This window comes from Rickettsia helvetica, assembly GCF_963970025.1.
GTDB classification, from domain to species: domain Bacteria; phylum Pseudomonadota; class Alphaproteobacteria; order Rickettsiales; family Rickettsiaceae; genus Rickettsia; species Rickettsia helvetica.
In genome coordinates this window covers 911077-937179 of sequence record NZ_OZ018776.1, presented here as the reverse complement: position 1 = coordinate 937179, position 26103 = coordinate 911077, and the positions used below count along the sequence as shown (strand labels likewise).

The following is a 26103-nucleotide window of genomic DNA, read 5'->3' as shown; positions in this document are numbered from 1 at the left end:
AGATTTTTTAATTTCTATAATGGAGGCCAGGGTCGGAATCGAACCGACGAATAGAGGATTTGCAGTCCACGGCATTACCACTTTGCTACCCAGCCTAGGTTGTTTTTATGGTGTCTATCGTCATTGCGAACGACTGTAAGGAGCGTGGCAATCTCATGAAGCAGCATACAATTCCTGAGATTGCCACGTCAAGGCTTCGCCTTGCCTCGCAATGACGTTTTTAAAGCCACTACTAAACTGCAACAATACTACCAACATCCATACAAAAAAGCAACTATTTTTATATTAAACTCCTAATCCTTGCGGGCTGTTTTAGCGATTTATCCTTCATAAAATTCAGGAACTGGCTAACTGAATCTACTATATCGTCATTTTTAATATGAGGAAAATTCAGTAATTCCTTTAAAATTATGCTTGATTGCTTGGGTATTAAAACACTACCTGATTGCAATAAAGGGACTACCGAGGCAAATCTTGTAACTTTATCAAGTCTTGGCTTAATCCCGATCACTCTAATATTATCGCCTAAAAACCCTATATCTTGAATCAATTGTTGACCGCTTGCTTTATCTTCTATTAAGATAAATCTCGGTTTATACTCGTTTGCTAATTTTTCCGTCAAATTCTTAAGCTCAGGATAATTAATTTTTTTCCGTACTAATGATACTAGATAATATTTCTGCTCAAGAATCCCCCATATAGTGCAAACACTATAATCGGAATCTTCGGAAATCTTAATTGCTGTATCCCAGCTTTACACAAAATAATCAAATCTTGAAGGTAAATTTTCATAAAAACTAATATCTTCCACATTAAGTAGCGATGACCCTGTAGCTATAGGTTCTTGCAAATATTGAGCATTATAATTATAGTTACCTACTTCCTGCTCTAATTTCATTAAGTAATCAAAAGGTTCTTTATAGCTATCTAAAATCTCACCGCTAAAATAGCTATATTCTTTTTCTCTGTTATTAGCTGTTAATTTAAAAGAATAGTCTTGAGGAGCAATTGCCGGAATTTTTAAATGATGCCATGAATTGCTATTATTGTAGATAACCGGATAAATCATCCATATGAAGACGCACTGCATAACTAAAACTATCGCTCCCTTATTACGATTATTTAGTCTGTTAACAAAAGTTTGCTCAAACCAATCTATAACTTTCTTGCGTATTTTATAAGAATGAATTTGCGTAGGATTATGAGGATCATCAATAATTAAGATATCCCTCCCTCACCTGTTGCTGATCCTCCAACCGATGTTGCAAATCTAAAGCCGTTAGCAGTCGTTAAAAATTTACTTTTTTGATTATGGGTTTTACTAAGGATAGTACTTGGAAAAAGTTCCTTATACCAATCAGAATTTAAAATAAACCGACAATCTAGTGAGTGTTTAATGCTAAGTATTTGAGAATAGCTGGCAGCCATAATCCTTTTGGTAGGATCATCCCCAAGTAGATAAGCAGGCCACTAACACAAATAGATTTTAAACTCCTTGGCGGTATATTGATTATTAAACGATTAATCTCACCGCTTTGTACAGCATTTAAATAATCAGTAATTATTCTTATATGTTTACTTGGATAATACTCCGTTCCTGGGTTAATAGTATTAAATACCTTAATTATAAAACTGTGAAAATCCTGTCGTAAAATAGAATTTAAGAGTTCTTTAGAGTGGATCATATTGTTTACTTTATTCGTCATTGCGAGAAGAAACTATAAGTTTCAACGAAGCAATCTCAGGAATTCTCCCAAGATTGCCACGCTCCTTGCAGTCGCTCGCAATGACATTAAAACCTTATCATAAATTATCATTGCCATTAATCCCCTATAGTATATAATTTTGAAAAATAATATGTTTATTTATGAAATTACTAAAAATTATTTTTATCATTACTATATGCATTAATTTTCCTATATTCGCAGAAAATTTAGAGTCGGTTACTACAACCGAAGATATTGAAAATGACGTATTTATCCCTCTTGATGAAAATCATCCTATTTTAAATCCAAACGATAATATTAATAATAGTTCTGAATTTAAGAATTATACAAATGGTAAAATTATTGCTCTAAATAAAATTACTGCTACTTCTGAAGAAATTAATTTTAAAGTTGGAGAAGAAAAATATTTCAGTAATATAAAAATCAAATTACATAAATGTATAAAAAATCTTGATCCGTATAATGAAGATAATTATTTGTTGATGACCATAACGGAATATAAAATAGACGAAGATCCTAATTTACTTTTCCAAGGGTGGATGATTTCTTCAAGCATTTCACTTTCAACGTTTGAACACCCAATCTACGAAATTTTTGCTAAAGATTGTTTTTAGATGCAGTATTTAATCACTAGCTTAATATTTTTAATTCCAAGTCTTGGTATGCTTACGGGCTTATCGGTTGCAACTACTGTTACAATTTTTTTGTTAATGTTATTTCTGCAGGGTATCAATCGTCATTGCGAGCGACTAAAAGGAGCGTGGCAATCTCATACAACAGGACTCTTGAGATTGCTTCGTCAAAACTTACAGTTTTTCCTCGCAATGACGATAAAAACTGAACTATTATTCACTACTTGGTGCTTTATATCTTGTTTATTCACAATTCATCCTATTAATAGCTTAGCTACTTTTACTCAAGTTTTCATACTCTTATTTCTTGGCTTTGCAGTGAGTAATTCTGCTCCTTTTCAAAATCGCTTACAGCTTAAAAAAGCCTTAATATTCGGAATTCTCACAGCAATATTATTATTCTTCATCGAATATTCTTCTCATGGATTTTTAACAAGAATATTCAAAGCTAGTTTTGGCTTATATATGTTAGATCGGGGCTGTGCTTTACTTTCAATTACTGTTTGGGTAGCGGTTATAATTTTACTCTCTAACGGTAAAAAACGACATGCATTAATGCTATATATATTAGTGCTTTATTTATTAAGTATTTCCGATAGTTTAGCAAGTTTTTTAGGCTTCGGTATAGGCGGAATAATATTTATTTTAACAAGATTTATGAAGCCGATATTTTTCAAATTAATCGCAATAAGTTTAATTACCGGCTCGTTACTATTTCCTGTTATAGCCAAACAAATAGAACCACGAGATTTATCTGAAAGATATTTAACAACTCAAGCATCGGCTGCTCATCGTTTATTTATTTGGCATTTTGTCGCAAACAAAATCATTGAAAAGCCGATTTTAGGCTATGGCTTTGCTTCTTCTAAATATATCAAAGTCAATGATAGTGAAATGATCGATTACAACGGAGAAAAATGGCATCCTTTACCACTTCATCCTCATAATAATATATTACAAATTACTCTTGAACTCGGTATAATAGGGCTAATATTATTTTTAAGCTTAATCTATAAATACTTAAAACAAATTGATAATATAAAGAATAATAATTTTAGGTCAGCTTCTTATGCATGTTTTATCAATTACTATATTATCGGCATGATTTCATATAATATTTGGCAAATATGGTGGATATCAAGCGGTATTTGGGTACTAGTTTTAATGAAGTTACTAGTTAAACCTGATATTGTCGTTGATAATTGATGCTATTTGAGGTAAATATAGATAAATATAGTGTCATTAAACCTATGTCATTGCGAGCAGCCGTAGGCTGCGTGGCAATCTCGTCAAATATCCTGAGATTGCTTCATCGAATTACTTCGTAATTTTCCTCGCAATGACGAAAACTAATAAAAAACATATGCTACAAAACTCAGAACTTTTACAGGAATATCTACCGATTGCTATATTTTTCGGTATTGCGGTATTGATTTCCGGTTTAATAATGATTCTACCTAACCTATTATCGACAAAGAAATATAATAAAGATAAGCTAGAGCCTTATGAGTGCGGTTTTGAGCCTTTTAGCGATGCAAGATCAAAATTTGACATACGTTTTTACTTAGTTGCTATTTTATTTATTATCTTTGACCTTGAAATTGCATTTTTAGTGCCTTGGGCTATTAGCCTTAATATGATAGGTAAAATAGGCTTTTTCTCAATGATGTTTTTCTTATTCGTACTTATTATAGGTTTTGTGTATGAATGGAAGACAGGAGCTTTAGACTGGTAGTAATATGAAAAATAATTTTTATCAAGAAGATGAATTATTAAACAGTGAGCTTTCTAATAGAGGGTTTTTATTAACTAAAGTTGATGATGTTATAGGCTGGGCGAGAGCTAATTCCTTATGGCCTATGACTTTTGGGCTTGCTTGTTGTGCTGTTGAGATGATGCAGGCAGCAGCAAGTAGATATGATATGGATCGCTTCGGTATGTTATTTAGACCCAGTCCAAGACAGTCCGATCTTATGATAGTTGCAGGAACGCTTACTAATAAAATGGCACCGGCTCTACGTAAAGTATATGATCAGATGGCTGAGCCTAAATGGGTGCTTTCAATGGGTAGCTGTGCTAATGGCGGCGGCTATTACCACTTTTCCTATTCGGTAGTGCGTGGCTGTGATAGAATCGTACCGGTTGACGTATATGTCCCTGGCTGTCCTCCTACTGCTGAAGCATTAATTTACGGACTTATGCAGCTACAGAAAAAAATTAAACGCACTACAGGTTTTAAGTATGACGCTAGACAAACTCATTGAAAAGCTTACTGCTAAATCTAGCATCTTAATAACTCCGGTCACGGTTAAAGATTACCTAGCTTATAAAATCGAGCCGAATTTTTTATTACTGTTTTTAAAAGCTTTAAAAGAATCGGAAAAATTACGTTTTACTGTACTTACTGATTTATTCGGTTCTGATTTTCCTGAAAGAGATAAAAGATTTGAAGTAGTATATAACTTACTAAGCTTAAAATTAAATAAGCGTTTAATAATAAAAATAGATATATCTGAAAAAGAAACTATACCTTCGGCAATGAATATATTTAGTGCTGCTTGCTGGTATGAGCGTGAAGTTTACGATATGTACGGGGTAATTTTTGATGGCAATGACGATAAAAGACGAATACTAACCGATTATGAATTTGAGGGGCATCCATTACGTAAAGATTTCCCGTTAACCGGTTATACGCAAGTTAAATATGATGAAAAATTAAAGAAAGTAGCTTATGAACCGGTCGATTTAGACATAGAATATCGTGAGTTTGATTTTAGCTCACACTGGCATAGCCCGACTTACGTATTGCCTGGGGATGAGAAGGCTAGGAAGTAACAAGCGACTGCAAGGAGTGCGGCAATCCAGAAAAAATTATGAAACAACCAACTGTATATATTTAATTGCTAATAAACGAAACGGTACGATTTACGTAGGAGTAACTTCTAATCTTGTCAAACGTATATATGAACACAAAAATAATACAACTAATGGGTTTAGTAAAAAATATGATTGTAAAATACTAGTATTTTATGAAATTCATGAAACTATGGATTCTGCAATAGCTAGAGAAAAACAAATTAAATCAGGCTCAAGAGCAAAAAAGCTTAATTTAATTGAGCAAATGAATGTAAATTGGAAAGATTTATATGATGAAATTATTTAACAACTGGATTGCCGCGTCGCCTACGGCTCCTCGCAATGACGGATACTATGACTAACAACACCAAAACTATAACTCTCAATCTTGGTCCGCAGCATCCGGCAACTCACGGAGTTTTAAGATTAATCCTTGAAATGGACGGGGAAGTAGTAAATAATGCCGATCCTCATATTGGGTTACTTCATCGTGGTACGGAAAAACTTATTGAGCATAAAACATATTTGCAGGCTATACCTTATTTTGATCGCCTTGATTATGTTTCGCCAATGTGCCAGGAACATGCATTTGCTTTAGCTGTTGAGTCGTTATTAGAATGTAAAGTCCCACGAAGAGCTCAGTTTATCAGGGTACTATTCTCAGAACTAACAAGAATTTTGAACCATACTTTGAATATCGGCAGCCAAGCTTTAGATATCGGTGCTACTACTCCTTTATTATGGCTCTTTGAAGAGCGAGAAAAGATCATGGAATTTTACGAGCGTGTTTCCGGCTCTCGTATGCATTCAAACTACTTCAGACCCGGCGGAGTTGCAGAAGATTTACCTGATGGTTTACTTGAGGATATAGATAAGTTTATAGAGCAGTTTCCTCCTAAACTTCAGGATATTGAAAGTCTATTAAATGAAAATAGGTTATGGAAACAACGTTTAGTAGATATCGGTGTTGTGTCTCAAAAAGAGGCAATGGACTGGGGGTTTTCAGGACCGATGCTTAGAGGTTCGGGTATAGTTTGGGATTTACGCAAGTCAAACCCTTATGACGTTTATGATGAAATAGACTTTGAAGTACCGATCGGTAAAAACGGCGATTGTTACGACAGGTATTTCGTTCGTATGCTTGAAATGTACGAATCAATCAAGATAATCAAGCAATGTATAGAAAAAATGCCGAAAGGTGCAGTTAAAACCGATGATCCTAAATTAACACCGCCGACAAGAGCCACAATGAAAGAATCTATGGAAGCAATGATTCATCACTTTAAGCTTTATACTGAAGGTTATAACGTTCCTGCCGGTGAGACTTATAAAGCAGTGGAGGCTCCTAAGGGTGAATTTGGCATATATTTATATTCAACAGGCAATAATAGACCTTATAGATGCCGCATTAAAGCCCCGGGCTTTGCTCATTTGCAAGGACTAGATTTTATGTCTAAAGGTCATTTAATGTCAGATGTTATTACTATTATAGCTACGCTTGATATTGTATTTGGTGAGATTGACCGGTGATTCGTTATTGCGAGCAGGCATTGTTGTATGGATACCAAACTGTCATTGCGAGTGACTGCAAGGAGCGTGGCAATCTCAGGATTTTAGTCCGAGATTGCTTCGTCGAATTACTACGTAATTTCTTCTCACAATGACGATGAAAACGATCCATGCAGGAATAATATAAGAGATATATGAGTACAAATTTTACATTTGATAAGAAAAATTTAAATCTAGCAGAAGAGATTATAAAGAAATATCCGCCGGAGGGTAAAAGAAGTGCAATATTGCCGTTGCTTGATCTAGCACAACGTCAAAACGGCGGTTGGCTGCCTGTGCCTGCTATCGAATATGTCGCAAATATGTTAGAAATGCCTTATATGCGGGCTTATGAAGTTGCAACATTTTATACTATGTTTAACTTAAAGCCCGTCGGTAAATATCATATTCAAGTATGTACTACTACCCCTTGCTGGCTGCGTGGTAGTGATGATATAATGAAGATTTGCGAAAAGAAATTAGGTGTAAAACTCAAAGAAACTACTGAAGATCAAAAGTTTACTTTAAGCGAGATAGAATGTTTAGGAGCATGCGTTAACGCTCCGGTCGTACAAATTAATGACGATTATTATGAAGATCTAACTCAAGAAAAAATGGAAACTATTATAGATAAGCTGCAAAATGAGTAAAATACTCTTATTAATAATAAAGTTCTATCAATATTTCATTTCCCCGCTACTTGGCAATAATTGCCGATTTCGCCCCACTTGTTCAGAATATGCTAAAGAGGCTATAACATTACATGGTAGTCTAAAAGGACTATGGCTTGCTTTTAAAAGAATCATCAAATGCCAACCGTTTTGCAACGGCGGATATGATACCGTTCCAACCTCTATAAAAAATTCTAAACCACTTAATAAAAAAATATAAATTATGTTTATTGTAAATCTTAAATATACCTTAGGCTTAGACCTTTCTTCCGTTGAAAAATTTATTACGGAACATAGAAAATTTTTAGATAAATGTTATGATAAGGGATGTTTTATTTTATCAGGTCCTATACATCCAAGAATTGGTGGTATTATTTTAGCTAATATAGAAAAACTAAGTCAGCTTAAAGATATATTAAAACAAGATCCTTTTTATATAAATAATATAGCTGAATATGAAATTACCGGATTTACTCCTACAAAATGGCATAAGAATTTAAATATTTTTTTTCAAAAACATGAATAAATTAATCCCTTTACCTCGTGAATTTTTTGCAAGAGATACTAACTTAGTAAGCACTGAGTTAATCGGTAAAGCTCTTTATTTCCAAGGTAAAGCCGCTATAATCACTGAAACTGAAAGTTATATAGGTCAGGATGATCCTGCTTGCCATGCAGCAAGAGGGCGGACCAAAAGAACGGATGTAATGTTTGGTCCTGCAGGCTTTAGCTATGTCTATTTAATTTATGGAATGTATTACTGTGTAAATTTCATAACTGAAGCCGAAGGCTTCCCTGCTGCGACCTTAATAAGAGGCATACATGTTATTTCGCCTGGAAATCTATACCTCAATGGTCCGGGTAAATTATGTAAATATCTTGGAATTAATATTTCTCATAATAAATGCGATCTTATAAATAACAACAAATTTTTTGTCGGCGATATCGGCTTAAAACTCCCCTACTCTAATACTACCCGCATCGGTATTACTAAAGGTACGGATAAATTATGGCGTTATGTTGTTACAGATATCACTAATTTAATCTCTCAATATAATGTATAGCCTTAATAAGATCATATTGATTAACGGCAAAAGGACCTCGAAAAGGTTTATCTAATATAAATAATAAAAAAGCATTGATGATGAAGTAATACAAACTAAACCAACCGAAATCTTATGTAGATAAAGTTTAGTACCAAGCATACAGACAAAAATTAAATGAATAATAGTCATTATAAATATAACTATCCAATATTGGATATTCAAAGGAAAATAAGACATTTTAACTCTATTGTACCTCACGGTATAAAGCTCTTTTATCTCTTTAATTATTTCTTTTTTAATGAATATCTGCATTTGATCATTTACTTTATAAGCTTGTAGTCGCTATTAATATCTTGGAGGAAACTAAGAGCTTCATGACCGATTTTCTTGCCGTCTTTCATTAATTGCCATTCACGCTGTATTATATCTTTGATATAATTTTTAATATCTAGATAAATTGCAAGTCTCATTTCATGGGGAAGCCAATCTACACTATCTGCAAGCCTCATCAACACTATAGATTCTGCTACCACCCCTTCTTGTGCTTTATTAAAATTACCGAGTAAATAAATTAATACAAAACCGGTTGATACCGCATACATACTACCGACTACACCCGATAAAAACCCGCCAAGACTTCCAAGCTCTTCTTTTTGAAAATTATTAGGAATAATGTATTTGTTAAATATAAACATCCCGCACAAAAACTCATCAAAATAATATTTATTATGAGGAATAAAACAATATTAGGAACGGTATAGATGAAGTCAATTATATGATTAACCATAAGCATTGTAATTTTTATGTTATGTCATTCCTGCAGGGCATTGGCGTTGTTGCGTGGACGGGTTGCACCTCTGTCATCCCGCGACTTGATCGCGGGATCCAGTAAAAAATACTAAAATTATTAGTATTTTAAGTTATATTTCTGGACCCCGTGGTCAAGCCACGGGGTGACATAGTGGGTTTTACCGATCCACACAACAATCCCCGCTTGCAATGACAAATCTATAGTTAGTAGGCAGTGTCAACACTACACTTCTGTCTCTTCTAAGATCACCTTAGAATCAGCAAGTTTAGTAATTTTTTCAATTTTTAACCGAGCTTCTTTTAGTTTTTTCTCACAATGATTCTTAAGTAAAATACCTCTTTCAAAGCTATTAACTGCCGTCTCTAGACTCTCTTGTCCGTTATCTATTTTTTTAACAATTTCCTCAAGCTCTTTTAAAGCTTCTTCAAAGCTAATATTTTCTTCTAAAGTTTTAGTATTAGTCATTTATTTTTATTTTTCAATGGTTATCTGTAGTAATTTTGTCTTCAGTTGTTTGTGGTATAAGTAATTTTTTTAGCTCACTACTATCAAAAGTTTTCTTAGGAGCAAAAATACTCCCTTGCATTTTTATATTAAGATGTGCCAAACTATCTTTATCGGAACTCGTATTTGAGGTATTTAACTTAACAAGCCTTGCCGGTACATAAAATGATAAAATACTAGATGCATCCATATCAAAACTATATATATTAACTGCAAAAGAGGCCGCACCGCTACTATATTGTGTTGCAAATTTTACTTTCTTTAAAAGGGCAATACCTTTTTGTAGTTCAATATCACCGCTTATGCCTCTAATATTTTCTTGTCCTGTGGTTATAGCACTATTTATATCTTTATCTAAATTTTGTACCTTATAATCAGCTGTATTAATTTTTTCTATAAAAGAATCCATTGCAAAATTATTAACATCTATATTGTTTATAGCAAATTGTGATTTTGTAGTAAGGTTATATAGCTGGCTTTGAAGAGTGTTACCGTTAGTCCCTAAACTACCGCTTATACTTACTTCTCCGCTACTTGCAGTAAATATTTTAGGCATAAAAGCCGAAACTTTGTCTAAATCTATTGTATTTAAAGCATATACGAAATTTATAGAATAAGGTTCCAATAAAATATTGCCGCTACCTTGAAACTTACCGCCTAATAATTCTGCTTCAATATTATTAAATTGTAATAGATTATTATTATTTGCTACATAAAATTTAACATTTTTCAATATTAAATCATTTTGTGATAATGTTGATAATGTCCCGTAAAATTGCAATGTAGCTTTATCTAAACTATAATCATTTATTAATTTATTTCTTAAATTAAGCATTCCTGCCGGTGATAATAAATCAGTAGTAAGATTACCGTCCTTAATTTCTACGGTCAGAGACGGTAATACACTCGAGGCATCCAAGTTCCAGCTAGTTGATAAATAGCTGTTAGCAGTTTTAAAATCTAAATTACTAATTTTTATATTAGCCGGTACGATTTTAGCAAGCAAATTTATTTTGTCAAATACATGATCATCATACTTAATGCTATCTATCAAAATATCTAAATTAGCTAAATATCCTATTATTCTAATAGGAATAAATTTACTTGGATAATCTAAAGCTTTCATATCTTTAGTTAAATTTTTTGTAAATTCGATAAGCGGCGAAATTATTGGATACGTCCTACTGCTTAAGTCAAGCGAAGATATATTAAGCGTAGCATCTAAACGAGGTGTTTGAGCAATAAATTTACTAGAAAAATTTCCTGATAAATTTAAATTATCCGTTTTAAGTAATAAATTTTTAAAAAATAAATCTATTAAAGTGAGTTTTAAATCTGACGACAAGCTAAAAGGAATAGCTTCTTTAATAGTAACATCGTTAAATCCTAAAATATTCAGTAACGAATTTATATCGTTGTGTTTTAAATATAGCTGTCCATCGAACATACTTCTAACAGCATTCTGTGTTACATTACCTGTAAGCTTAAATTCTCCACCTGACTTAATATTACCTGAAAATTCATGTATCTTTAAAGTACCCTTTGATAAGTTAGAAGAAAAGACTATTTTTTCTAGTGCTTCATTATTACTTAAAATTATTTCGTTAATTGCCACGTCTGCTTTAAGTAATTTATCGGCAAAAATAAATCTAATATTTGAATAAGAAGTATTAAATGTTACCCCTGCATTTGGAGAAATTAACGAACTTAGATCTATTTTAGGAAAATCTAGTTTCACATTAGTAGTAATATTATCATTTTTAGCAATGTTAACAAATCCATTACCTGTAATAAAAGACGATGCTATTACTATGTCTTTTAGCTCTATTTCATCTTCATTATTTGAAATATTAAATTTAATGTTTATTGCCTCATTTTGATTAAATTTATTAAAAAGATGGTTTAAATCCGGTAATATATTATACATTACCGATGCTAAATTTTTAATCTGATATTCACCGCTACCGCTAGTAAGCTTAAAATCTTTGTAAATTTGCAATAACTTAAAACCATAATCATTATTATCAATATTAAGACTAAAATCTACTGTATCGTCACGTTTATTAATTGAACCTGAAATTTTACCTATATAGTTACTTGTAGTTTTAAATATGTAATTAGACGATAAAGCATTTTCTTTTTTTAATATACAATTATTAAAATTTAAAATAGAATAATCTTGTTTAGTAATAATACTTAGATTAGTAACATTTAGATTTATATTTTGTAATTTATATTTAAAGAAATTCTTTATTAACTCTTCATGATTATAAATATTTAATACATTAGAATTTGAATAAAATTTAGCATCTAATATGTCTATTTTATTAATTTTAGGATTAAATTTTATAAGTGACCACAACGAAAAATGAATTCTAATCTGCTCTAAATCTAACTTTCCTTCTTCCCTTATCGTCTCAATAACTAAATAGGGCAAAGGAAATTTATTCATCTTTATTTTTCTGATATTTTCTTTCGCAATTCCTAAATGACTGGTAAAATTATTAGTAACCAAATTATAGTTAACAAACGATAATGCACCAAAAATTATAAATAACAATAATGAGAAACAAATTATGAGGCCGGCAGCTATTTTTTTTATCATATTTAGAAATCTGTTAAAAAATTTTTCTTTTAGAGGTTATCTGTAAACTTATTTTAATTGATAATTAAAATAAGTTTACAGATAATTTCTTAGATATATTATTATAAACTATCAAAATTTAAAGGCAAATTAATGAATTCTTTAGAAAATTTAATTTTAGTCGGTGTAATAAAATCATGTCACGGAGTTAAAGGTCATGTAATTTTAAAATCTTTTACCAAACCTGCTACAAGAATACTTGAAAGAAATTTAGTAAATGAGTCAGGAGAAGATATATATATTAAGCTAATTAGCCAAAATGCCAAAGGAGAATTAATTTGTACATTTAAGGATATAGCTACTCGAAATGAGGCTGAAAATTTAAAAGGTTATAAAATATTTTGCTTAAGAGCAAATTTACCGGAACTAGAAGAAGATGAATTTTATATAGCGGATTTAAACCATTTACCGGTATTAAACCAAGATCATAAAGAAATAGGCAAAATTAAAAATATTCTTAACTTTGGTGCTGGTGATATAATTGAAATAGAATTTTTAGACCAAACAACCGAATTATTACCTTTCAATAAAGAATTTTTTCCTATTATAACTAAAGATTATGTGATTTTAAATTATCAAAGAGAAGTTTGAACAATTTACCGTAGTTTTTAAATCTCCTATTTTTGGAGTTGTTTTTGTAATTCTTCAATTTCTTTTTTTGTAAAACCGGTAAATTCAATAATTTCGTCTAAAGGCTTATTTTTCCTTAACATTTTTTTTGCCATCTCTGCTAATTTCATTTCACCGATTTATATCGCTTCTTTTCTGCCTTCTTGTCTACCTTTTTCTATACCTTCCTGCATCCAGTGATGAGCTAAGCTTACCATAATTTCCTCTTCTACTTTAGGGTTTAAATGTGATTTAAGTATTTTTGCTATTTCTATTTTATCATTTTCCTCAATTCTAGTCAAAGTATAGTATAAAATTAACTCTATATAATCAATGCCGAGGTTAATATCGGCAAATTGAGGCAAGAGATCAGCTATTTCTTGCCATCTCTTTAATAAATCACGTTCATGAATATGCTTCATAAAAAATTGTAAAATTCCGGACCAAGCAGTTTCTTTCAATTTTTGATCAGATATATCATGCACGTTTATAAGTTGATAATCATTAATCCAGGTATTTTTTACAAGATCGCTATTTTCAAATAATTCCCATAAATTTCGAGGAGCATTATATTTTTATATACCGTTATAAAACACTAAAGGATATATGAAAAGAAATTTTTTGTTTTTTAGTGCTTTCATATGATGTTCGACAATATTTAACATATACCTAAATAACCGAAAAACCATATAATAATCAGGTTTACTTTGATGCTCTAGCAATAAAAATAAGTAATCGTCTTCACCATCAAATTTAGCAGAAAATAGAATATCCAGTATAAATTCTTTAAGATTCGGCTCTATAAAACTATCCTTTTCCATCTTAAGAGTCTCAAATATGAGTGAATCTTTGATATGAGGCGGTAAATGCATCTCGAAAAACTCCCTAGCAACGAAAGGATTTTCAAATGGACTACGAATAATTTTATCATGTTTAAGTTTTTTAGACATAGTTATATTATTGATATATAATACTATAAATTCATTAATAATACAATTATTTCAATCTTTAATTGAGCAAGCTATATGCATTTGACAATTAAGCCTTAAATACTATAATCAATAATATGTATATAAATAGAAGGTTAAACTCTATGCCTAAAGCTTTAAAATACTCACTTATTATACTTATAAGTATAATATTATTATTAATTGTTATTCCTTTCTTTATTCCTTTAAATAACTATAAAGGAGTAATAATAGATAAAGTCAAAGAGGCTATAAATAGAGATTTAACTATTAATGGCGATATAAAATTATCTTTATTACCGAATCCTACAATTTCGTTATCAGAAATTAAATTATCATCAATAGACGGCACAAAGGAACCTACTCTAGTTTCCGTTGAAAGTGCTAAAGCTTCATTGCGGCTTTTTCCTCTTTTTAGAGGAACAATTGAAGTAGCTTCTATAACCTTACAAAAACCTATTATAAATCTAGAAGTCTTGAATAACGGACAAAAAAATTGGCAATTCGTTACATCTAATAATAACCCTAACATAAATAACGTCAGCTCTGTAGAATCTACTGATACTAAAACTGAATTAGAACTTCCTATTTTGATTAGTCATTTTAAAATAATAGATGGCAAAGTAATCTATATAGAAAAAAATAGTGAGAAAATATTTAACGATATTAATTTAGAGACTAAAATTAAAAGCCTTAAAGGACCGATAGATTTTACTTTAGCTTTAAAGGCTTTGGAACAGCAGATTAATATAGATGGAAATATTGAAGAAATCAGGAAAATAATTCCGTTAAGTGCCAATATTAATCTTGCCGGTGAAAAAATTAAAATCGAAGGAAAGTTTGATAGCGAAAATAATTCTTTTATAGGTAATGCAAATATTAAAGGTAATACTAAAACTTTAGGTATGCCGGCTGACTTACAAAATGACTATGAGCTAACTACGGCAATTACTGCCGATAATAAAAATATAACTATCAAAGATGCCAGACTTAATTATCCAAATATAGAATTACTAGCAAATACAAATTATGATATAGAGCGTAATAACCTAAAATCAAATATTATTGTAAACCCTGGTAACATTATAACCGAGATTAGTACTAATTTAGATAAGACAAATATTGTGCTACAAGCTGATAGTTTAAAACCTATACTTGATGCTCTAAAACTAAAGACCGATAAACTACCGCCTATTATTAATCAAAAACTTATACTGACTTCTAATGTAATTTATAACTCCCAAGCAATAAAGCTGCAAAATATTAATTTATCGGCTGCAAATAGTAATCTAACGGGAGATATTGAGCTTAAAAATTTAGCACAAGATATAACTATTTCTCACAATCTAAAAATTAATAATTTTGAGTCGTTTATGTCTCTTATGGGAGTAAGTAATTTAAGTAAGATTGGGGTATTGCAGTTAAACGGGGAAGTACAAAAAATTAAAGATACTTTTCGTATCAATAATAAAATATCTGCTTTTAACACTAATATATCTATTAAAGGCGATATTAATTTAGCAGCTCAGAAGCCAAATTTTAACCTTAACTTATATAGCCCATTGGTTAATTTGGAGAAAATTATTTCAAGCAATAACCCTACTGCTGCTCCAAGTAAAACTAGTAGCCCTACTACTCAAAATACACCTACAGCTAAAAATAATTCTCCTTGGTCAAACAATCCTATTAACTTAGGATTTTTAAATGAAATTAAAGGACAACTAGCCGCAAATATTGATAAATTAACTAATGACTCATTAATCATAAATACTTTAAAAGCAACATTAAATATCACCGGCGGTAAGCTAAATATTACTTCAGTTAATGCGAGCATTTACGGTGGCGAACTAAGTAGCACCGGTTATGTGAGTTCAGGAAAAGATCAAAACGCTGCAATCAAAATCGATTTAAAAAATGCTTACTTAAAAAATTTAACTCCGCAATCGGGTAAAATAAAAATAACTGATGGGCGACTAAGCTTTAAAGCGGATCTTACTTCTCGCGGTAATAGCGTTTATACATATATTAATAATCTAAACGGACACTTTAACGTAAATAGCGATAACGGAAAAATAAGCGGATTTGATTTAAACAGAATTGCAGATGCGGTAAATAATGCTAAAAATACCGAAGGAGTATTGCGACTTATTAACAGCTCTTTTAGCGGCGGATCAACATCTTTCAAAAATCTAATTGCAAGCGGAAATATAACACAAGGCAAACTTAATTTAAATGAATGTAGTTTAGATGCTTCACCTGCTAAAGCAAATGCAAGCGGTCAAATTAACTTACCGCAATATATGATGGATATTAGTACAAGCGTTACTATTGCGGATTTACCGCCTATAACCGTTAAATTATACGGATTCATAAATAATCCGCAGCATAAATTGGATGTTCAAGCCCTTCAAACATATTTAGTCAAAAATGTGTTTAATAGTGTTATTAAAGACTTAAAAAGCGGAGAGCAGAAACCTGAAAATATTATTAAAGATGCTTTGGGTCTTAGAAAGAAAAAGGATACAAATGCAGAAGAACAAAACAACCATCCGCCGGAAAACCAACAAGCAGATCCTGTAAACAAACTACTACAAAAAGGATTGAAGAAATTATTTTAACATCAATACTCTAATCCTAAAAGAGAAATATCATTTTTTCTCTCAGTATCTAATACCAAATGAGGTATGTTTTTAGGGATCTCTTGAATTGCTTCAGTAATTTTTGCTGCTTCTTCACCATAATTTGCCTTTTTCAATAAAATAATAAGGTCTTCATATAGTGATTTCCTATTTTGATTTAACCCTATAGCTCTTTTGATAGAAGCTAGTGCTTCCTCCGGATTTATTCTATGTAACTTATTAAAAAGCTCTTCGTGGTAGTATGTTACTTGGATCTAGTTCAATAGCTTTTTCTTTAATGATTTAATCGCATTATCTTGTTGTTTTTCCATTAAAATAGAACTTAAGCTATGAAAAACTTCAGCTTCCCTATTGTTATATTTTTCAGTTTTATTATAAGCTGCAATAAAATTTGAAAGTTCTTCAGGATCAGTTTCAACGAATTTTCGTAGATTGTCTTTTTCTTCTTGATATTGATATCTATTATGAAGATCGAAACATTTTTTAAACAGCTTCACAATTTCATCTTTAGTCATAATCTATCCTCTATTAATCTACTATAATATACAAAAACTAACTTGGTAAAGCATTAATCAATGCAAGACTAAATTTTAATATAACAAATAGAGCCGATAAATGGACCTCTTATACATCTATTAGTTGTTAGCTCTAAATTGTTATTTCTATTTTATTAAGCTAATATTTACCCATATTGTTTTTTCCATTCTATTGTCATCTTTTTATATTTCTTATTATCTTCTGCCTCTTGCCATTTTTTGAAAAATATATCGGCACTTTTCACTTTTTTTGGATCACCTCTTCCTTTTTCTAATTTCTTATAATCATGATCTTTATCATATTTTTTTCCACCTTTATAATTAGCATAACGTCTACTTCTAGTAAAACCCATCTGCAAATATTTACGAGCCATATCAGCTCCAACAAAATCATTATCCTCTAAGTATTTTAAAAATATTTCATATATTCTTTCACTACTTTCTTTAGCAATTTCAGGAGTTTTAAACTTCCAATAAGGCAAAATTTCATTTTTATATGGTTGACAAATCAATACTCCTTGCTCACCTTTACCTACTCTATAGCTTTCCGGGCATTTACGATAATCAATATCATTTTTCCATTTATAATTTTTATTATCAAAATTTAGATAGCTTGGTTTTTCCATAACTTATGATATATTTGTAATTAATAATTTATAACTACAATTTCAAGATAAGTAAATAAATCTGAAGTTTGTAAAGCTAAGTAAGTATTTTAAATAAACTTTAATTTAAAATCGTATGGTTAAAAAAATAGTACAAAATACGAAAACTTTGCACGTACGTCCTAATGGAAGATCAGCTGATTACATAACACCTAACTTCATATATGGCTGTGCCGGAGGTTGCAGAAATAGTTATTGTTATGTTATGCGTCATAACTATGAGATATTATATATAAATGAAAATATAGATCAAATACTTGACATATTGGATAAACACATAGCAAGTTTGCCGACTAAAATTTCCAATCAAACAGATTCTAAATATTGGACATATGATATAGGTTGTTCTACCGATGTAAGTTTGCATTGGAAACACATTAATTAGTTAAAGATATTTAATGTCTCTAAAGAACATCCACATGCTAAAGCAACTTTTGCTACTAAATATGTCAATCCTAAATTACTTAATTTTAATCCTGAAAGCAAAATAAGGATTAGATTTAGTTTGATGCTGGTAAGGATGAGTGAGATATTAGAGCCAAAGACGAGTACAATTATCGAGAGAATAAAAGCGGTGAATATTTTTAATGCATAACGATAAGCAGCATGAAAGAAATATTGCCTCAAATAGATTGGAGAGTGAAGCTTTAATTTGGCAACCAAATATATAGGAAAATAAAGTAAGTGAATACGGAGGCAAGGCTGTACGTTATAAAGCCGGTATTAAGAGTAATTTTATCCAACGATGGAGTGTGTGTTGCATGACAGGTTGATCCCAGGAATCAAATCCGATATATCTTCTAACTCTTCCTACTTATCAAAATTACGAAACAAAAGCATAAAATTTGAAAATTACAGTTATAAATAAAAAATCACTTGCATGAAAATAAACTTATGATATGTTTCTTCACGTTGGGTTTCAATTTTATCTCCCATAAAAGTAACTCAACACTATTATCTCTCAGCTAATAGGGGATATAGTGTTAGTTGAGTACAAAAGTAAAAATATAAAAAACAAGTAAAATATCGAATAGGCAAAAAATCGTTTAGCTTGTTTGTTATCAGGAGTATCATAGAATAAGGAACCGGCATAATATAGAAATACTAACCCAAGAATACCAGAAATTATTAAATATATAAAATTATTCATTTCGATAAAAAAAGGCATTAGCGAAACAATAAATAAAAGAATGCTGTAAATTAGAATTTGTTTTTTAGTATATAAAGTCCCTTTTACGGCAGGCATCATCGGTACTTTACAGTTTTTATAATCTTCGTTACAGAATAAAGCAAGAGCCCATGAATGCGGCGGTGTCCAAATAAAGATAATCAAAAATAATATAATCGACTCTAGAGATATAGTATTGCTTACCGCTGCATAACCTATCACAGGAGGCAATGCTCCCGATACTCCGCCAATAACGATATTTTGTATAGAACGACGCTTTAACCAAATAGTATAAATACAGATATAATAAAAAATAGTGAATAGCAGTAAAAAGGATGCAAGTAGATTAACACATAAAGCCATAAAAAATACTGCAAAAAATCCCGTTATTAAACCAAAAGATAAAGCCTCATCAGGTTCTATAGCACCTCTGACGATAGGTCTTTTTTGAGTACGTTTCATTAAGCTATCGATGTCTCTATCGTACCACATATTAATTGCCCCAGCACTACCTGCCCCAAGAGCTATACAAGCAACAGCAATAACAGCAATAAAAGGATGCACGGAATAAGGAGCAATCCACATACCTACAAAACCCGTAAAAATCACAAGCGACATCACACGTGGTTTCATTAATAATATATAGTCTTTAACTGTACTCTGAGAGTAATTTATTTTACCTAAATTTATTGATTTTACCGAAGAACTCATACGATTTTTTTATTTAAGTATAAAAAGTTTTAGGTTAAAAATCAATGATTGACTTTGATATAAGAAATGTATATATTTTCTTACAAAGCTAGATTCGGAAAGCTTTAGACAAGATGAATTGTCGACTGAGCCTACGGAGCGTACAAAAAGTACGTGAGCAAGGGCGAATGTCAGAAAATTCGCTTGTATCAAACTTTCTGAATGACGCTGTAATTCAAATAAAAGTTAAGGATATTATCAGTGACAAAAATTGTTCGTTCTAAATATAAAGCTAGTAGAAGACTTGGGGTAAGTCTATGGGGTGATAGCAAGGATGCTTTCAATACACGGAATTATCGTCCCGGGCAACATGGGCACAATACCATGATTAAAACTTCAGATTACGGTTTACATTTAAAAGCTAAGCAAAGGTTAAAATGCCACTACGGTCGCGTCACTGAAAAACAATTTAGAAATATTTTTGCACTTGCTCAAAAAATGAAAGGTAATACCGGTGAAAACTTTATTGGGTTACTTGAAAGTAGACTTGATACGGTAGTTTATAGAATGAATATAGCTCCAACTATTTTTGCTGCAAGACAGTTAGTTTCACACGGACATATTAAATTAAACGGTAAGAAAGCCGATATAGCAAGCATACGACTAAAGGAAGGTGATGTTATAGAAGTTAAAGAATCCGTAAAACAAATACCGCTTATCCAAGAATCCGTTTCAAAACAAGGTCAAACAACACCAGGCTATTTATCATTTGATGTACCTTCATTAACCGGTAAATATTTAAGAATTCCTGCTCTTTCTGATATTCCATATCCTTTTGAAGCAGAAGTTCATTTAGTAATCGAGTTATATTCTCGTTAATAATTACAAAAAGGCAGGCTTTATTTATCTGCCTTTTTATTTTCTTCCCTACACCTACATTTTTTCTTTATACTATAATGCGACTTATCACCTAATTCGGCAATGTTTGTTAAAGATAGATTAGTTAAGAATTTAACTTCTGAGCTAAGGAAAAACTGTAAGTTTTGACGAAGCAAGGAAGTATAAAAATGCTAAAGATTAGCATTTTTTTATTATTTTTATGGATTGCCACGCTCTTTTCAGTCGCTCGCAAGGCATTGTTGCGTGGATCAGTAAATGCTCTTTATTGTCATTCCCGCGAAAGCGGGAATGACATCGGTATCCACGCAACAACGCCTGCTCACAATGACGATATCTATTTTTAATAAACAATGCCCCATGTATAATAATTGTTTCTACTTGCTTATTATTTTTAAGCACATATAATGTCATTATTTTTAATAAAAATTAACAATTATGGCATTCTCTTTTTTATTTCGTAAAAATCCGGTAATAAAATCTTTTTCTAACTTAGGCTATAATATAGACGATATAATATCTATAATTTCATCTAATAAGGTAAATTTTAATAAAAATAATGTTGCTTCTACCTTTTCCAAGAAGTTAGCATATGGAACGCATTTAATAATTAGCGGTATAACTGGTTTTATTGTAAATGGGATAAAAGGAGAGAAGCAGTCTTTTTGTTTCGGCAACTCTTGCTGATGAAATCTTAATAACTGCAGGGTATTTTCAGAAACATTATCTTACTTCTGCCACATTTAAAGGAAGTTTAATCTACCCTATTACTATAAATCTCATCACAGCTTTTCCTAATTATTCAGTACCAATTTATTTAACTTCTACAGCTGCAATATTGAGCTTAGCATATTATGGGACTGATTTCTTAAATTATCAGGAAAATTTAAAAGAAATTCAGACAAACTTAACCCCTAATATTAGGGTAATTGATCCTAATATACTTTCTAACAATTTTAAAAATGATTCAAAAAATGAAATTAAAGATGTAATCCAAGGATTTTACCATATTTCTAATAATTGGATTATTAGAAATATGGTTATAACAAATGTTTTAGATTTAATTGAAGCATGCATTAAATAGTAGTTTTATTAACTACACCGGAAATGATGGCAATACATATTATAATTGCATTAACCTTACTCATACAGGACCCTACTGCTGCTATAGGACCTCTTGTTTTTCAAGGAGCAAAAATCAGTATTTTATAGTGTGGAAAAAATATAATAAGCACACTATTCCAATCATATAAAACTTCTTTAACACAAAATACTCAAGATTTAATTGAACAAAAAGCTTTGGAACTGTTACTAAACGAGGAATATAAAAGTAAAATCTTAGGATTAAAGGATATAGCAGCTATTACTAATAATTTATTTAATGATCTTAATAATACTTTCACTATTGGAATTTTACAATTAGGGAATTTAACTACTCAAAAAATTATACAGCTTATTGCATTGCAAGATATAATGAATTTAGTTCCAGGAGCTATTATATTTAATGAGTTTGAAAATATTAAGCAAGGATTTTTAAATATATTATATCAACTAGATATTTCTTACAGGAAAGAAGCGGAGAAAATTAACGAAAATAAAGCTTCTATAGTAAGAAATATATCATCTAATACTTCAAATATCTTGTTAACTGATCTGCTCAATTTGTATAAAATCAATATGCCAAACAACTTAAAGCTAAAAAAGAAGTATCAAAGAAAATGCTGTTTTTAGATAGCATAAAAAATACTATAACCACTATACTAGATATCTCAGATAAATTCATAAAATCACTTTACTATATTTATAAAGTAAAAAATGGAGAAATTACACTTGAGCAAGCTCTACTACTTAATCCTTGGCTTGAAACCTTAAAACCATTCTTAACAAGTTCCTCATTAAAAATAATCTTTAGTGGAGCAGTTATATCACAAGCGAGAATTACAAAATTAATAGAGGCAATTTCTTCTGAGGATAAAAAAGGAATAACATGGTCTACTAATGATACAAATGATGAACTTGTAATTTCTGATTATAACCTAATTATAGAAGAAAAAACTATTTTGAGTTTTGAAAAATTAGTATTAACATTAGGAGCACATTATCTTCTTTCAGCTTCCTCAGGAAAAGGCAAAACTACTTTTTTAAAGAGTTTAGTAAATTGTATTGCTGATCCATGCCATAGCGTTGGTGAAATTTCCATACCTACCCATTATCAAAATCCAAAAATAATATTTATTGATCAGAATAGTTACATACCGGCTCAATCTACTTTATTTGAAGTAATAACCTCAGGCCTTGATCAATCAATCATTAAAAGTAATAAATAATCATTAGAAGAAAAAATTAACACACTATTTATAAAATTAGATCTAGGTACATTAATTACGCACTTAAGTGATAAAAATTATGATGTAATAAATGCACCAAGTGGCAGTCAAAAGAAAAAAATTGGAATCATTAAAGCTATAATTTCAAACCCTAAAATATTAATTTTAGACGAGGTGTTTGCCAATCTTAATAAAATATCTATAGAAAATGCACAACAAGCTTTAAAAGAATTTTTACTGGAAACTTTAATGCTTGTAGTGCATCATGACGGTAAATCTCATGACTATAATAATTTTTATGATCAGTATATAAATCTTGAAGATTTGTATGCTGAAATAAAATTATTAGGAGAATAGCTATTCTATTCAACCCTATATACTTGACTACTTTTCATTTATCATGAGTATATACTAAATCTAGGTGTTCAATTATGGGAGTTTTTTAAGATTTCTTTATAGACTTCAAGGTTTTTTCTTAGCATCAGATCAAGAGAGAAATTATTAATTACCGTATGTCTTGCTGCTTCTTGGATTTTCTTAGCAGTATCAGTGCCTAAAATCGAGAAACAATAATCGATTTTCTGTGCTAACGCTTCGGCATTATTTGGTTCTACGTGGAAACTGGTTATATTATTATTTATTGTTTCTACTGCACCGCCAATATTAGTTGCAATAACAAGCTTCTCCATCGCTTGCCCTTCTATAATAGTACGACCGAAAGCTTCAGGCTCGATTGAGGCAGAAACGATAATATCGGAAATCCCGTATAGGTTTATTATATCCGAATCATTACCGAAAATTTGAATTTTATTTTGAAGTTTTAGAGTAGCTATAAGCTCTTTTACTCTATTAGTAAAATTGGGATGTCTAGATATATCACCGACCATTAAACAATAAAAATCTCTATGTTTTAACTTACTTAATGCTTCTACTAAAACAAGATGCCCTTTCCAGCTTGTCATTCTAGAAGGCATTAATATTATCGGCACGTTACTCGGTGCATCATATTTATTACGACATTTTTTAAGTTTTTCGGGCGTTAAATTTGCCGGATCAAAATAATCACAATTCACTCCACGTTCAATTACTACTATTTTATCTTCATCAATTTTATAGTTTTCGAGCAAGTGTTGTTTTATAAAATTAGACACGGCAATAACTTTCTCGCCTTTTAGCATTATGCTATTATAACATTTTTTAAAACTATTTGGAATATTATAAACCCCATGAAAAGTAGTTAGAAATTTAGCATTCGTCCATTTTGTTGCTAGATATGAACTCCATGCCGGTGCCCTTGATCTTGTATGAACTATATCAACATTATATTTTTTGATTATTTCTGCTATCAATTTTGCATTATTCAGAATTACAAAAGGATTTTTACTGCTACTATTCATTTCAATATGCAATATATCTTCCTTATCTAACTCTTTAACTAAAGTACCGCCTGCTGAAATTATGATAGGAGTATGACCGAGAATTTTAAGATATTTTGCAACTTCTATAGTACCTCTTTCAACCCCTCCCGAAACTAGAGCAGGAACTACTTGCAAAATAGTATATTTATTGTATCGTTTACTTGACTTTAATGAAGGCATTAAATCTCAATCTATTAAAATAATTATTTAAAATGTACAAGCTTTATAATAAAACACAAGACAAATTTATTGTCTATGATAATTATAGAATAATTAATACAAATATTCCATTTGTAATTTTTTTACACAGCTTGATGTCTAGTATGCAATCAACTAAGGCTATCCATTTAATAGATTATTGTAAAAAAAACAATTATAATTTTATTGTTTTTGATAATTTCGGTCATGGAAACGCATCGGGACAATTTGAGGATCAAACAATTAGTGATTGGTTAGAAGGAGTATCACTAATTTTAGACAAATTAATTGATACGGAGGCGATATTAGTAGGTTCGAGCATGGGAGGATGGCTAGCACTTCTTGCGGCTTTAAGATTTCCTGATAAAATAAAAGGGCTTGTGTGTGTAGCCCCTGCTCCAGATTTTACCGAATATATTTGGCAAAATATATCGCTAAATGATCAAAATAAGATGCAAAAAGAGGGAATACTAGAAGTAAGCGGTAAAAATTGCGAGCATAAATATCCTATTAGCTATAAACTGATAGAAGATGCAAAAAAACATTTATTATTAATAAAAAAACAGATTGATATAAATATACCGCTGCATATAATCCATGGAATGTTAGATGAAGGTGTGCCTTATAATGTTTCAGTAAAATTATTAGAAAAAATAACGAGTAAACAAATAGTAATGAAGCTAATTAAAGACGGTCACCATAATTTATCTAGAGAAGAAGATTTAAAGGTAATGACAAATTCCTTAGAAGAAGTGATAAGTAATATTAAATAAAAAAACAAATATGTATAGCAAAATAAATAAAGTTCATGATTTTAAAGAAGTTATAGAAACGGTAAAACAAGCCGATAATACTAGCTTAGTGCTTTTTGATATAGATGAAGTAATTGTAATGGATAGTGATGAATCTAGGTTAACACATGATTATAGAAAAGCATTAATGAAGGACATTGAAAAAAGACTTACTAGAAAAGAATGTGAATTATTACTTAGCGTTATTCTTAAAGGAAAAAAATCTAGGTTCGTTAATTTAGATATTTTAAAAATATTTGCTCTACTTAAAGAAAAAAATATTCCGGCAATGGGGCTTACTAAACTTCCTACCGATAAATTCGGCGTAATTGAAGATATGATCGAGTGGAGAATTCGTGAACTTGCTGAATTAAAGGTAAATTTTCAAGAATTTTCACCTTTAGAAGATGAAATAATAATCGAGGATTTTAATATCGGCTATGGTAAACCTACATTAAAAGACGGTATAATTTACACTGCGGAATATGATAAAGGAAGCGTACTTGAATATGTATTACGCAAAACAAATTATTATCCGCAATCAATAATATTTATTGATGATATAGAAGAAAATTTACTATCATTACAAAAAACTTGTAAAGAACTAAAAATTAACTATCAAGGATTTGAATTTATGGGTTCTGCTATCGTTCCTGAACCTGATCTTGATGAACAATTAGAAAAAATTAGATTTGAAATTCTAGAGAAAGAATATAAATGGTTAACAGATACGGAGCTTAAAACACTAAAAAAGTAAT

General features: G+C 30.7%; 33 protein-coding genes, 1 tRNA gene and 3 pseudogenes. 23 read left to right on the top strand and 14 right to left on the bottom strand.

What is annotated here, in order from left to right; genetic code table 11:
* Positions 1–20 precede the first annotated feature (20 nt).
* From AB1146_RS05615 to AB1146_RS05600, 4 genes are all read right to left on the bottom strand, one after another.
* Positions 21–95, bottom strand: a tRNA-Cys gene (locus AB1146_RS05615).
* A 185-nt stretch (positions 96–280) separates the two neighbouring features.
* Positions 281–691 (bottom strand): phage terminase large subunit, encoded by a 411-nt coding sequence (terL, locus tag AB1146_RS05610; RefSeq protein WP_232203711.1) that lies wholly within the window; start codon positions 689–691, stop codon positions 281–283.
* A gap of 63 nt (positions 692–754) precedes the next feature.
* On the bottom strand, positions 755–1069 hold the full coding sequence (locus tag AB1146_RS05605; RefSeq protein ID WP_355403709.1) for a hypothetical protein: 315 nt from the start codon (positions 1067–1069) through the stop codon (positions 755–757).
* 313 nt (positions 1070–1382) lie between these two features.
* Positions 1383–1706 carry a hypothetical protein gene (locus tag AB1146_RS05600; RefSeq protein WP_355403706.1) on the bottom strand — a complete coding sequence of 108 codons (324 nt, stop codon included), beginning with the start codon at positions 1704–1706 and terminating at the stop codon, positions 1383–1385.
* 161 nt (positions 1707–1867) lie between these two features.
* On the opposite strand from AB1146_RS05600, the gene AB1146_RS05595 reads away from it, so the two are divergent.
* The 11 genes from AB1146_RS05595 (at position 1868) to AB1146_RS05545 (ending at position 8498) form a co-directional block, all read left to right on the top strand.
* Entirely contained in the window at positions 1868–2341 is a 474-nt protein-coding gene (locus AB1146_RS05595) for a DUF2155 domain-containing protein (protein ID WP_010423328.1), read from the top strand.
* Complete coding sequence (locus AB1146_RS05590; protein WP_010423330.1) at positions 2342–3565, top strand: O-antigen ligase family protein; 1224 nt, start codon at positions 2342–2344, stop codon at positions 3563–3565. It begins immediately after the preceding gene.
* Positions 3566–3722: 157 nt separating this feature from the next.
* A complete protein-coding gene (locus tag AB1146_RS05585) occupies positions 3723–4094 on the top strand; it encodes an NADH-quinone oxidoreductase subunit A (RefSeq protein ID WP_010423332.1) in 372 nt (123 codons plus the stop codon).
* 4 nt (positions 4095–4098) lie between these two features.
* Positions 4099–4623, top strand: a complete 525-nt coding sequence (locus AB1146_RS05580) for a NuoB/complex I 20 kDa subunit family protein (RefSeq protein ID WP_010423334.1) — start codon at positions 4099–4101, stop codon at positions 4621–4623.
* Positions 4601–5194: an NADH-quinone oxidoreductase subunit C gene (locus tag AB1146_RS05575; protein ID WP_010423336.1), complete on the top strand. Its 594-nt coding sequence runs from the start codon at positions 4601–4603 to the stop codon at positions 5192–5194. Before AB1146_RS05580 ends, AB1146_RS05575 begins: the two co-directional genes overlap by 23 nt.
* On the top strand, positions 5175–5522 hold the full coding sequence (locus tag AB1146_RS05570; protein ID WP_156790186.1) for a GIY-YIG nuclease family protein: 348 nt from the start codon (positions 5175–5177) through the stop codon (positions 5520–5522). Before AB1146_RS05575 ends, AB1146_RS05570 begins: the two co-directional genes overlap by 20 nt.
* A 47-nt stretch (positions 5523–5569) precedes the next feature.
* On the top strand, positions 5570–6745 hold the full coding sequence (gene nuoD, locus AB1146_RS05565) for an NADH dehydrogenase (quinone) subunit D (RefSeq protein ID WP_029374810.1): 1176 nt from the start codon (positions 5570–5572) through the stop codon (positions 6743–6745).
* Between the two features lie 173 nt (positions 6746–6918).
* Entirely contained in the window at positions 6919–7413 is a 495-nt protein-coding gene (gene nuoE, locus AB1146_RS05560) for an NADH-quinone oxidoreductase subunit NuoE (RefSeq protein WP_010423339.1), read from the top strand.
* Positions 7406–7654 (top strand): membrane protein insertion efficiency factor YidD, encoded by a 249-nt coding sequence (gene yidD / locus AB1146_RS05555; protein WP_010423340.1) that lies wholly within the window; start codon positions 7406–7408, stop codon positions 7652–7654. Before nuoE ends, yidD begins: the two co-directional genes overlap by 8 nt.
* A 3-nt stretch (positions 7655–7657) precedes the next feature.
* Positions 7658–7960, top strand: coding sequence for a YciI family protein (locus AB1146_RS05550; protein WP_010423341.1), 303 nt, complete (start codon positions 7658–7660; stop codon positions 7958–7960).
* Positions 7953–8498 carry a DNA-3-methyladenine glycosylase gene (locus AB1146_RS05545; protein WP_010423344.1) on the top strand — a complete coding sequence of 182 codons (546 nt, stop codon included), beginning with the start codon at positions 7953–7955 and terminating at the stop codon, positions 8496–8498. Before AB1146_RS05550 ends, AB1146_RS05545 begins: the two co-directional genes overlap by 8 nt.
* Here the strand turns inward: AB1146_RS05545 and AB1146_RS05540 are convergent.
* Positions 8470–9192: pseudogene (locus tag AB1146_RS05540) on the bottom strand (hypothetical protein). The gene AB1146_RS05545 and the pseudogene AB1146_RS05540 overlap by 29 nt on opposite strands.
* A 63-nt stretch (positions 9193–9255) precedes the next feature.
* Here AB1146_RS05540 and AB1146_RS08590 point away from each other — a divergent pair.
* A pseudogene (locus AB1146_RS08590) lies at positions 9256–9439 on the top strand (hypothetical protein); the annotation flags it as partial.
* 74 nt (positions 9440–9513) lie between these two features.
* Here AB1146_RS08590 and AB1146_RS05535 read toward each other — a convergent pair.
* Entirely contained in the window at positions 9514–9756 is a 243-nt protein-coding gene (locus AB1146_RS05535) for an exodeoxyribonuclease VII small subunit (protein WP_010423346.1), read from the bottom strand.
* 13 nt (positions 9757–9769) lie between these two features.
* Entirely contained in the window at positions 9770–12400 is a 2631-nt protein-coding gene (locus AB1146_RS05530) for an AsmA-like C-terminal region-containing protein (RefSeq protein WP_010423348.1), read from the bottom strand.
* A gap of 132 nt (positions 12401–12532) precedes the next feature.
* Here AB1146_RS05530 and rimM point away from each other — a divergent pair, with 132 nt between their 5' ends.
* Complete coding sequence (gene rimM / locus AB1146_RS05525; RefSeq protein WP_010423350.1) at positions 12533–13030, top strand: ribosome maturation factor RimM; 498 nt, start codon at positions 12533–12535, stop codon at positions 13028–13030.
* 26 nt (positions 13031–13056) lie between these two features.
* Here rimM and AB1146_RS05520 read toward each other — a convergent pair whose 3' ends face one another.
* Both AB1146_RS05520 and AB1146_RS05515 read right to left on the bottom strand, forming a co-directional pair.
* Positions 13057–13179, bottom strand: coding sequence for a hypothetical protein (locus AB1146_RS05520; protein WP_010423352.1), 123 nt, complete (start codon positions 13177–13179; stop codon positions 13057–13059).
* A gap of 9 nt (positions 13180–13188) precedes the next feature.
* Positions 13189–13998 (bottom strand): annotated as a pseudogene (locus AB1146_RS05515) (Rpn family recombination-promoting nuclease/putative transposase).
* 143 nt (positions 13999–14141) lie between these two features.
* Between AB1146_RS05515 and AB1146_RS05510 the strand changes: the two are divergent.
* On the top strand, positions 14142–16634 hold the full coding sequence (locus tag AB1146_RS05510) for an AsmA family protein (RefSeq protein ID WP_010423358.1): 2493 nt from the start codon (positions 14142–14144) through the stop codon (positions 16632–16634).
* A 2-nt stretch (positions 16635–16636) separates the two neighbouring features.
* Here AB1146_RS05510 and AB1146_RS05505 read toward each other — a convergent pair whose 3' ends face one another.
* From AB1146_RS05505 to AB1146_RS05495, 3 genes are all read right to left on the bottom strand, one after another.
* A complete protein-coding gene (locus tag AB1146_RS05505; RefSeq protein WP_010423360.1) occupies positions 16637–16771 on the bottom strand; it encodes a hypothetical protein in 135 nt (44 codons plus the stop codon).
* A 138-nt stretch (positions 16772–16909) separates the two neighbouring features.
* Positions 16910–17170 carry a hypothetical protein gene (locus AB1146_RS05500; RefSeq protein WP_010423363.1) on the bottom strand — a complete coding sequence of 87 codons (261 nt, stop codon included), beginning with the start codon at positions 17168–17170 and terminating at the stop codon, positions 16910–16912.
* 167 nt (positions 17171–17337) lie between these two features.
* Positions 17338–17817 carry a DUF4385 domain-containing protein gene (locus tag AB1146_RS05495; RefSeq protein WP_010423365.1) on the bottom strand — a complete coding sequence of 160 codons (480 nt, stop codon included), beginning with the start codon at positions 17815–17817 and terminating at the stop codon, positions 17338–17340.
* A 115-nt stretch (positions 17818–17932) separates the two neighbouring features.
* Here AB1146_RS05495 and AB1146_RS05490 point away from each other — a divergent pair, with 115 nt between their 5' ends.
* Positions 17933–18241 (top strand): hypothetical protein, encoded by a 309-nt coding sequence (locus tag AB1146_RS05490; protein WP_010423366.1) that lies wholly within the window; start codon positions 17933–17935, stop codon positions 18239–18241.
* 576 nt (positions 18242–18817) lie between these two features.
* Here AB1146_RS05490 and cyoE read toward each other — a convergent pair.
* On the bottom strand, positions 18818–19735 hold the full coding sequence (gene cyoE / locus AB1146_RS05485) for a heme o synthase (protein ID WP_010423368.1): 918 nt from the start codon (positions 19733–19735) through the stop codon (positions 18818–18820).
* Between the two features lie 240 nt (positions 19736–19975).
* On the opposite strand from cyoE, the gene rpsD reads away from it, so the two are divergent.
* The 6 genes from rpsD (at position 19976) to AB1146_RS05455 (ending at position 23295) form a co-directional block, all read left to right on the top strand.
* The gene (gene rpsD, locus AB1146_RS05480; protein WP_010423369.1) at positions 19976–20593 is read left to right on the top strand and encodes a 30S ribosomal protein S4; all 618 of its coding nucleotides are present in this window, start codon (positions 19976–19978) and stop codon (positions 20591–20593) included.
* Between the two features lie 456 nt (positions 20594–21049).
* Positions 21050–21298, top strand: coding sequence for a hypothetical protein (locus tag AB1146_RS05475; protein ID WP_029374811.1), 249 nt, complete (start codon positions 21050–21052; stop codon positions 21296–21298).
* Positions 21299–21449: 151 nt separating this feature from the next.
* Positions 21450–21695, top strand: coding sequence for a hypothetical protein (locus tag AB1146_RS05470; protein ID WP_010423370.1), 246 nt, complete (start codon positions 21450–21452; stop codon positions 21693–21695).
* Between the two features lie 215 nt (positions 21696–21910).
* Positions 21911–22342, top strand: coding sequence for a hypothetical protein (locus AB1146_RS05465; protein WP_010423373.1), 432 nt, complete (start codon positions 21911–21913; stop codon positions 22340–22342).
* Positions 22330–22938 carry a hypothetical protein gene (locus AB1146_RS05460; protein WP_010423374.1) on the top strand — a complete coding sequence of 203 codons (609 nt, stop codon included), beginning with the start codon at positions 22330–22332 and terminating at the stop codon, positions 22936–22938. Before AB1146_RS05465 ends, AB1146_RS05460 begins: the two co-directional genes overlap by 13 nt.
* A gap of 174 nt (positions 22939–23112) precedes the next feature.
* Positions 23113–23295 carry a hypothetical protein gene (locus AB1146_RS05455; protein WP_010423375.1) on the top strand — a complete coding sequence of 61 codons (183 nt, stop codon included), beginning with the start codon at positions 23113–23115 and terminating at the stop codon, positions 23293–23295.
* 68 nt (positions 23296–23363) lie between these two features.
* Here the strand turns inward: AB1146_RS05455 and AB1146_RS05450 are convergent, their stop codons facing one another.
* Entirely contained in the window at positions 23364–24536 is a 1173-nt protein-coding gene (locus AB1146_RS05450; protein WP_010423376.1) for a glycosyltransferase family 4 protein, read from the bottom strand.
* 32 nt (positions 24537–24568) lie between these two features.
* Here AB1146_RS05450 and AB1146_RS05445 point away from each other — a divergent pair, with 32 nt between their 5' ends.
* Together AB1146_RS05445 and AB1146_RS05440 are read left to right on the top strand one after the other, a co-directional pair.
* A complete protein-coding gene (locus AB1146_RS05445; RefSeq protein ID WP_010423377.1) occupies positions 24569–25327 on the top strand; it encodes an alpha/beta hydrolase in 759 nt (252 codons plus the stop codon).
* Between the two features lie 10 nt (positions 25328–25337).
* Positions 25338–26102, top strand: a complete 765-nt coding sequence (locus AB1146_RS05440; RefSeq protein WP_010423379.1) for a DUF2608 domain-containing protein — start codon at positions 25338–25340, stop codon at positions 26100–26102.
* The last annotated feature ends 1 nt before the right edge of the window (position 26103 follow it).

Coding starts and splice junctions, on each gene's coding strand:
- AB1146_RS05605 (WP_355403709.1), bottom strand. CDS start 1,069: ATGATTTATCCGGTTATCTACAATAATAGCAATTCATGGCATCATTTA.
- AB1146_RS05600 (WP_355403706.1), bottom strand. CDS start 1,706: ATGACGAATAAAGTAAACAATATGATCCACTCTAAAGAACTCTTAAAT.
- AB1146_RS05595 (WP_010423328.1), top strand. CDS start 1,868: ATGAAATTACTAAAAATTATTTTTATCATTACTATATGCATTAATTTT.
- AB1146_RS05590 (WP_010423330.1), top strand. CDS start 2,342: ATGCAGTATTTAATCACTAGCTTAATATTTTTAATTCCAAGTCTTGGT.
- AB1146_RS05585 (WP_010423332.1), top strand. CDS start 3,723: ATGCTACAAAACTCAGAACTTTTACAGGAATATCTACCGATTGCTATA.
- AB1146_RS05580 (WP_010423334.1), top strand. CDS start 4,099: ATGAAAAATAATTTTTATCAAGAAGATGAATTATTAAACAGTGAGCTT.
- AB1146_RS05575 (WP_010423336.1), top strand. CDS start 4,601: ATGACGCTAGACAAACTCATTGAAAAGCTTACTGCTAAATCTAGCATC.
- AB1146_RS05570 (WP_156790186.1), top strand. CDS start 5,175: ATGAGAAGGCTAGGAAGTAACAAGCGACTGCAAGGAGTGCGGCAATCC.
- nuoD (WP_029374810.1), top strand. CDS start 5,570: ATGACTAACAACACCAAAACTATAACTCTCAATCTTGGTCCGCAGCAT.
- nuoE (WP_010423339.1), top strand. CDS start 6,919: ATGAGTACAAATTTTACATTTGATAAGAAAAATTTAAATCTAGCAGAA.
- yidD (WP_010423340.1), top strand. CDS start 7,406: ATGAGTAAAATACTCTTATTAATAATAAAGTTCTATCAATATTTCATT.
- AB1146_RS05550 (WP_010423341.1), top strand. CDS start 7,658: ATGTTTATTGTAAATCTTAAATATACCTTAGGCTTAGACCTTTCTTCC.
- AB1146_RS05545 (WP_010423344.1), top strand. CDS start 7,953: ATGAATAAATTAATCCCTTTACCTCGTGAATTTTTTGCAAGAGATACT.
- AB1146_RS05535 (WP_010423346.1), bottom strand. CDS start 9,756: ATGACTAATACTAAAACTTTAGAAGAAAATATTAGCTTTGAAGAAGCT.
- AB1146_RS05530 (WP_010423348.1), bottom strand. CDS start 12,400: ATGATAAAAAAAATAGCTGCCGGCCTCATAATTTGTTTCTCATTATTG.
- rimM (WP_010423350.1), top strand. CDS start 12,533: ATGAATTCTTTAGAAAATTTAATTTTAGTCGGTGTAATAAAATCATGT.
- AB1146_RS05520 (WP_010423352.1), bottom strand. CDS start 13,179: ATGAAATTAGCAGAGATGGCAAAAAAAATGTTAAGGAAAAATAAGCCT.
- AB1146_RS05510 (WP_010423358.1), top strand. CDS start 14,142: ATGCCTAAAGCTTTAAAATACTCACTTATTATACTTATAAGTATAATA.
- AB1146_RS05500 (WP_010423363.1), bottom strand. CDS start 17,170: ATGACTAAAGATGAAATTGTGAAGCTGTTTAAAAAATGTTTCGATCTT.
- AB1146_RS05495 (WP_010423365.1), bottom strand. CDS start 17,817: ATGGAAAAACCAAGCTATCTAAATTTTGATAATAAAAATTATAAATGG.
- AB1146_RS05490 (WP_010423366.1), top strand. CDS start 17,933: ATGGTTAAAAAAATAGTACAAAATACGAAAACTTTGCACGTACGTCCT.
- cyoE (WP_010423368.1), bottom strand. CDS start 19,735: ATGAGTTCTTCGGTAAAATCAATAAATTTAGGTAAAATAAATTACTCT.
- AB1146_RS05475 (WP_029374811.1), top strand. CDS start 21,050: ATGGCATTCTCTTTTTTATTTCGTAAAAATCCGGTAATAAAATCTTTT.
- AB1146_RS05460 (WP_010423374.1), top strand. CDS start 22,330: ATGCTGTTTTTAGATAGCATAAAAAATACTATAACCACTATACTAGAT.
- AB1146_RS05450 (WP_010423376.1), bottom strand. CDS start 24,536: ATGCCTTCATTAAAGTCAAGTAAACGATACAATAAATATACTATTTTG.
- AB1146_RS05445 (WP_010423377.1), top strand. CDS start 24,569: ATGTACAAGCTTTATAATAAAACACAAGACAAATTTATTGTCTATGAT.
- AB1146_RS05440 (WP_010423379.1), top strand. CDS start 25,338: ATGTATAGCAAAATAAATAAAGTTCATGATTTTAAAGAAGTTATAGAA.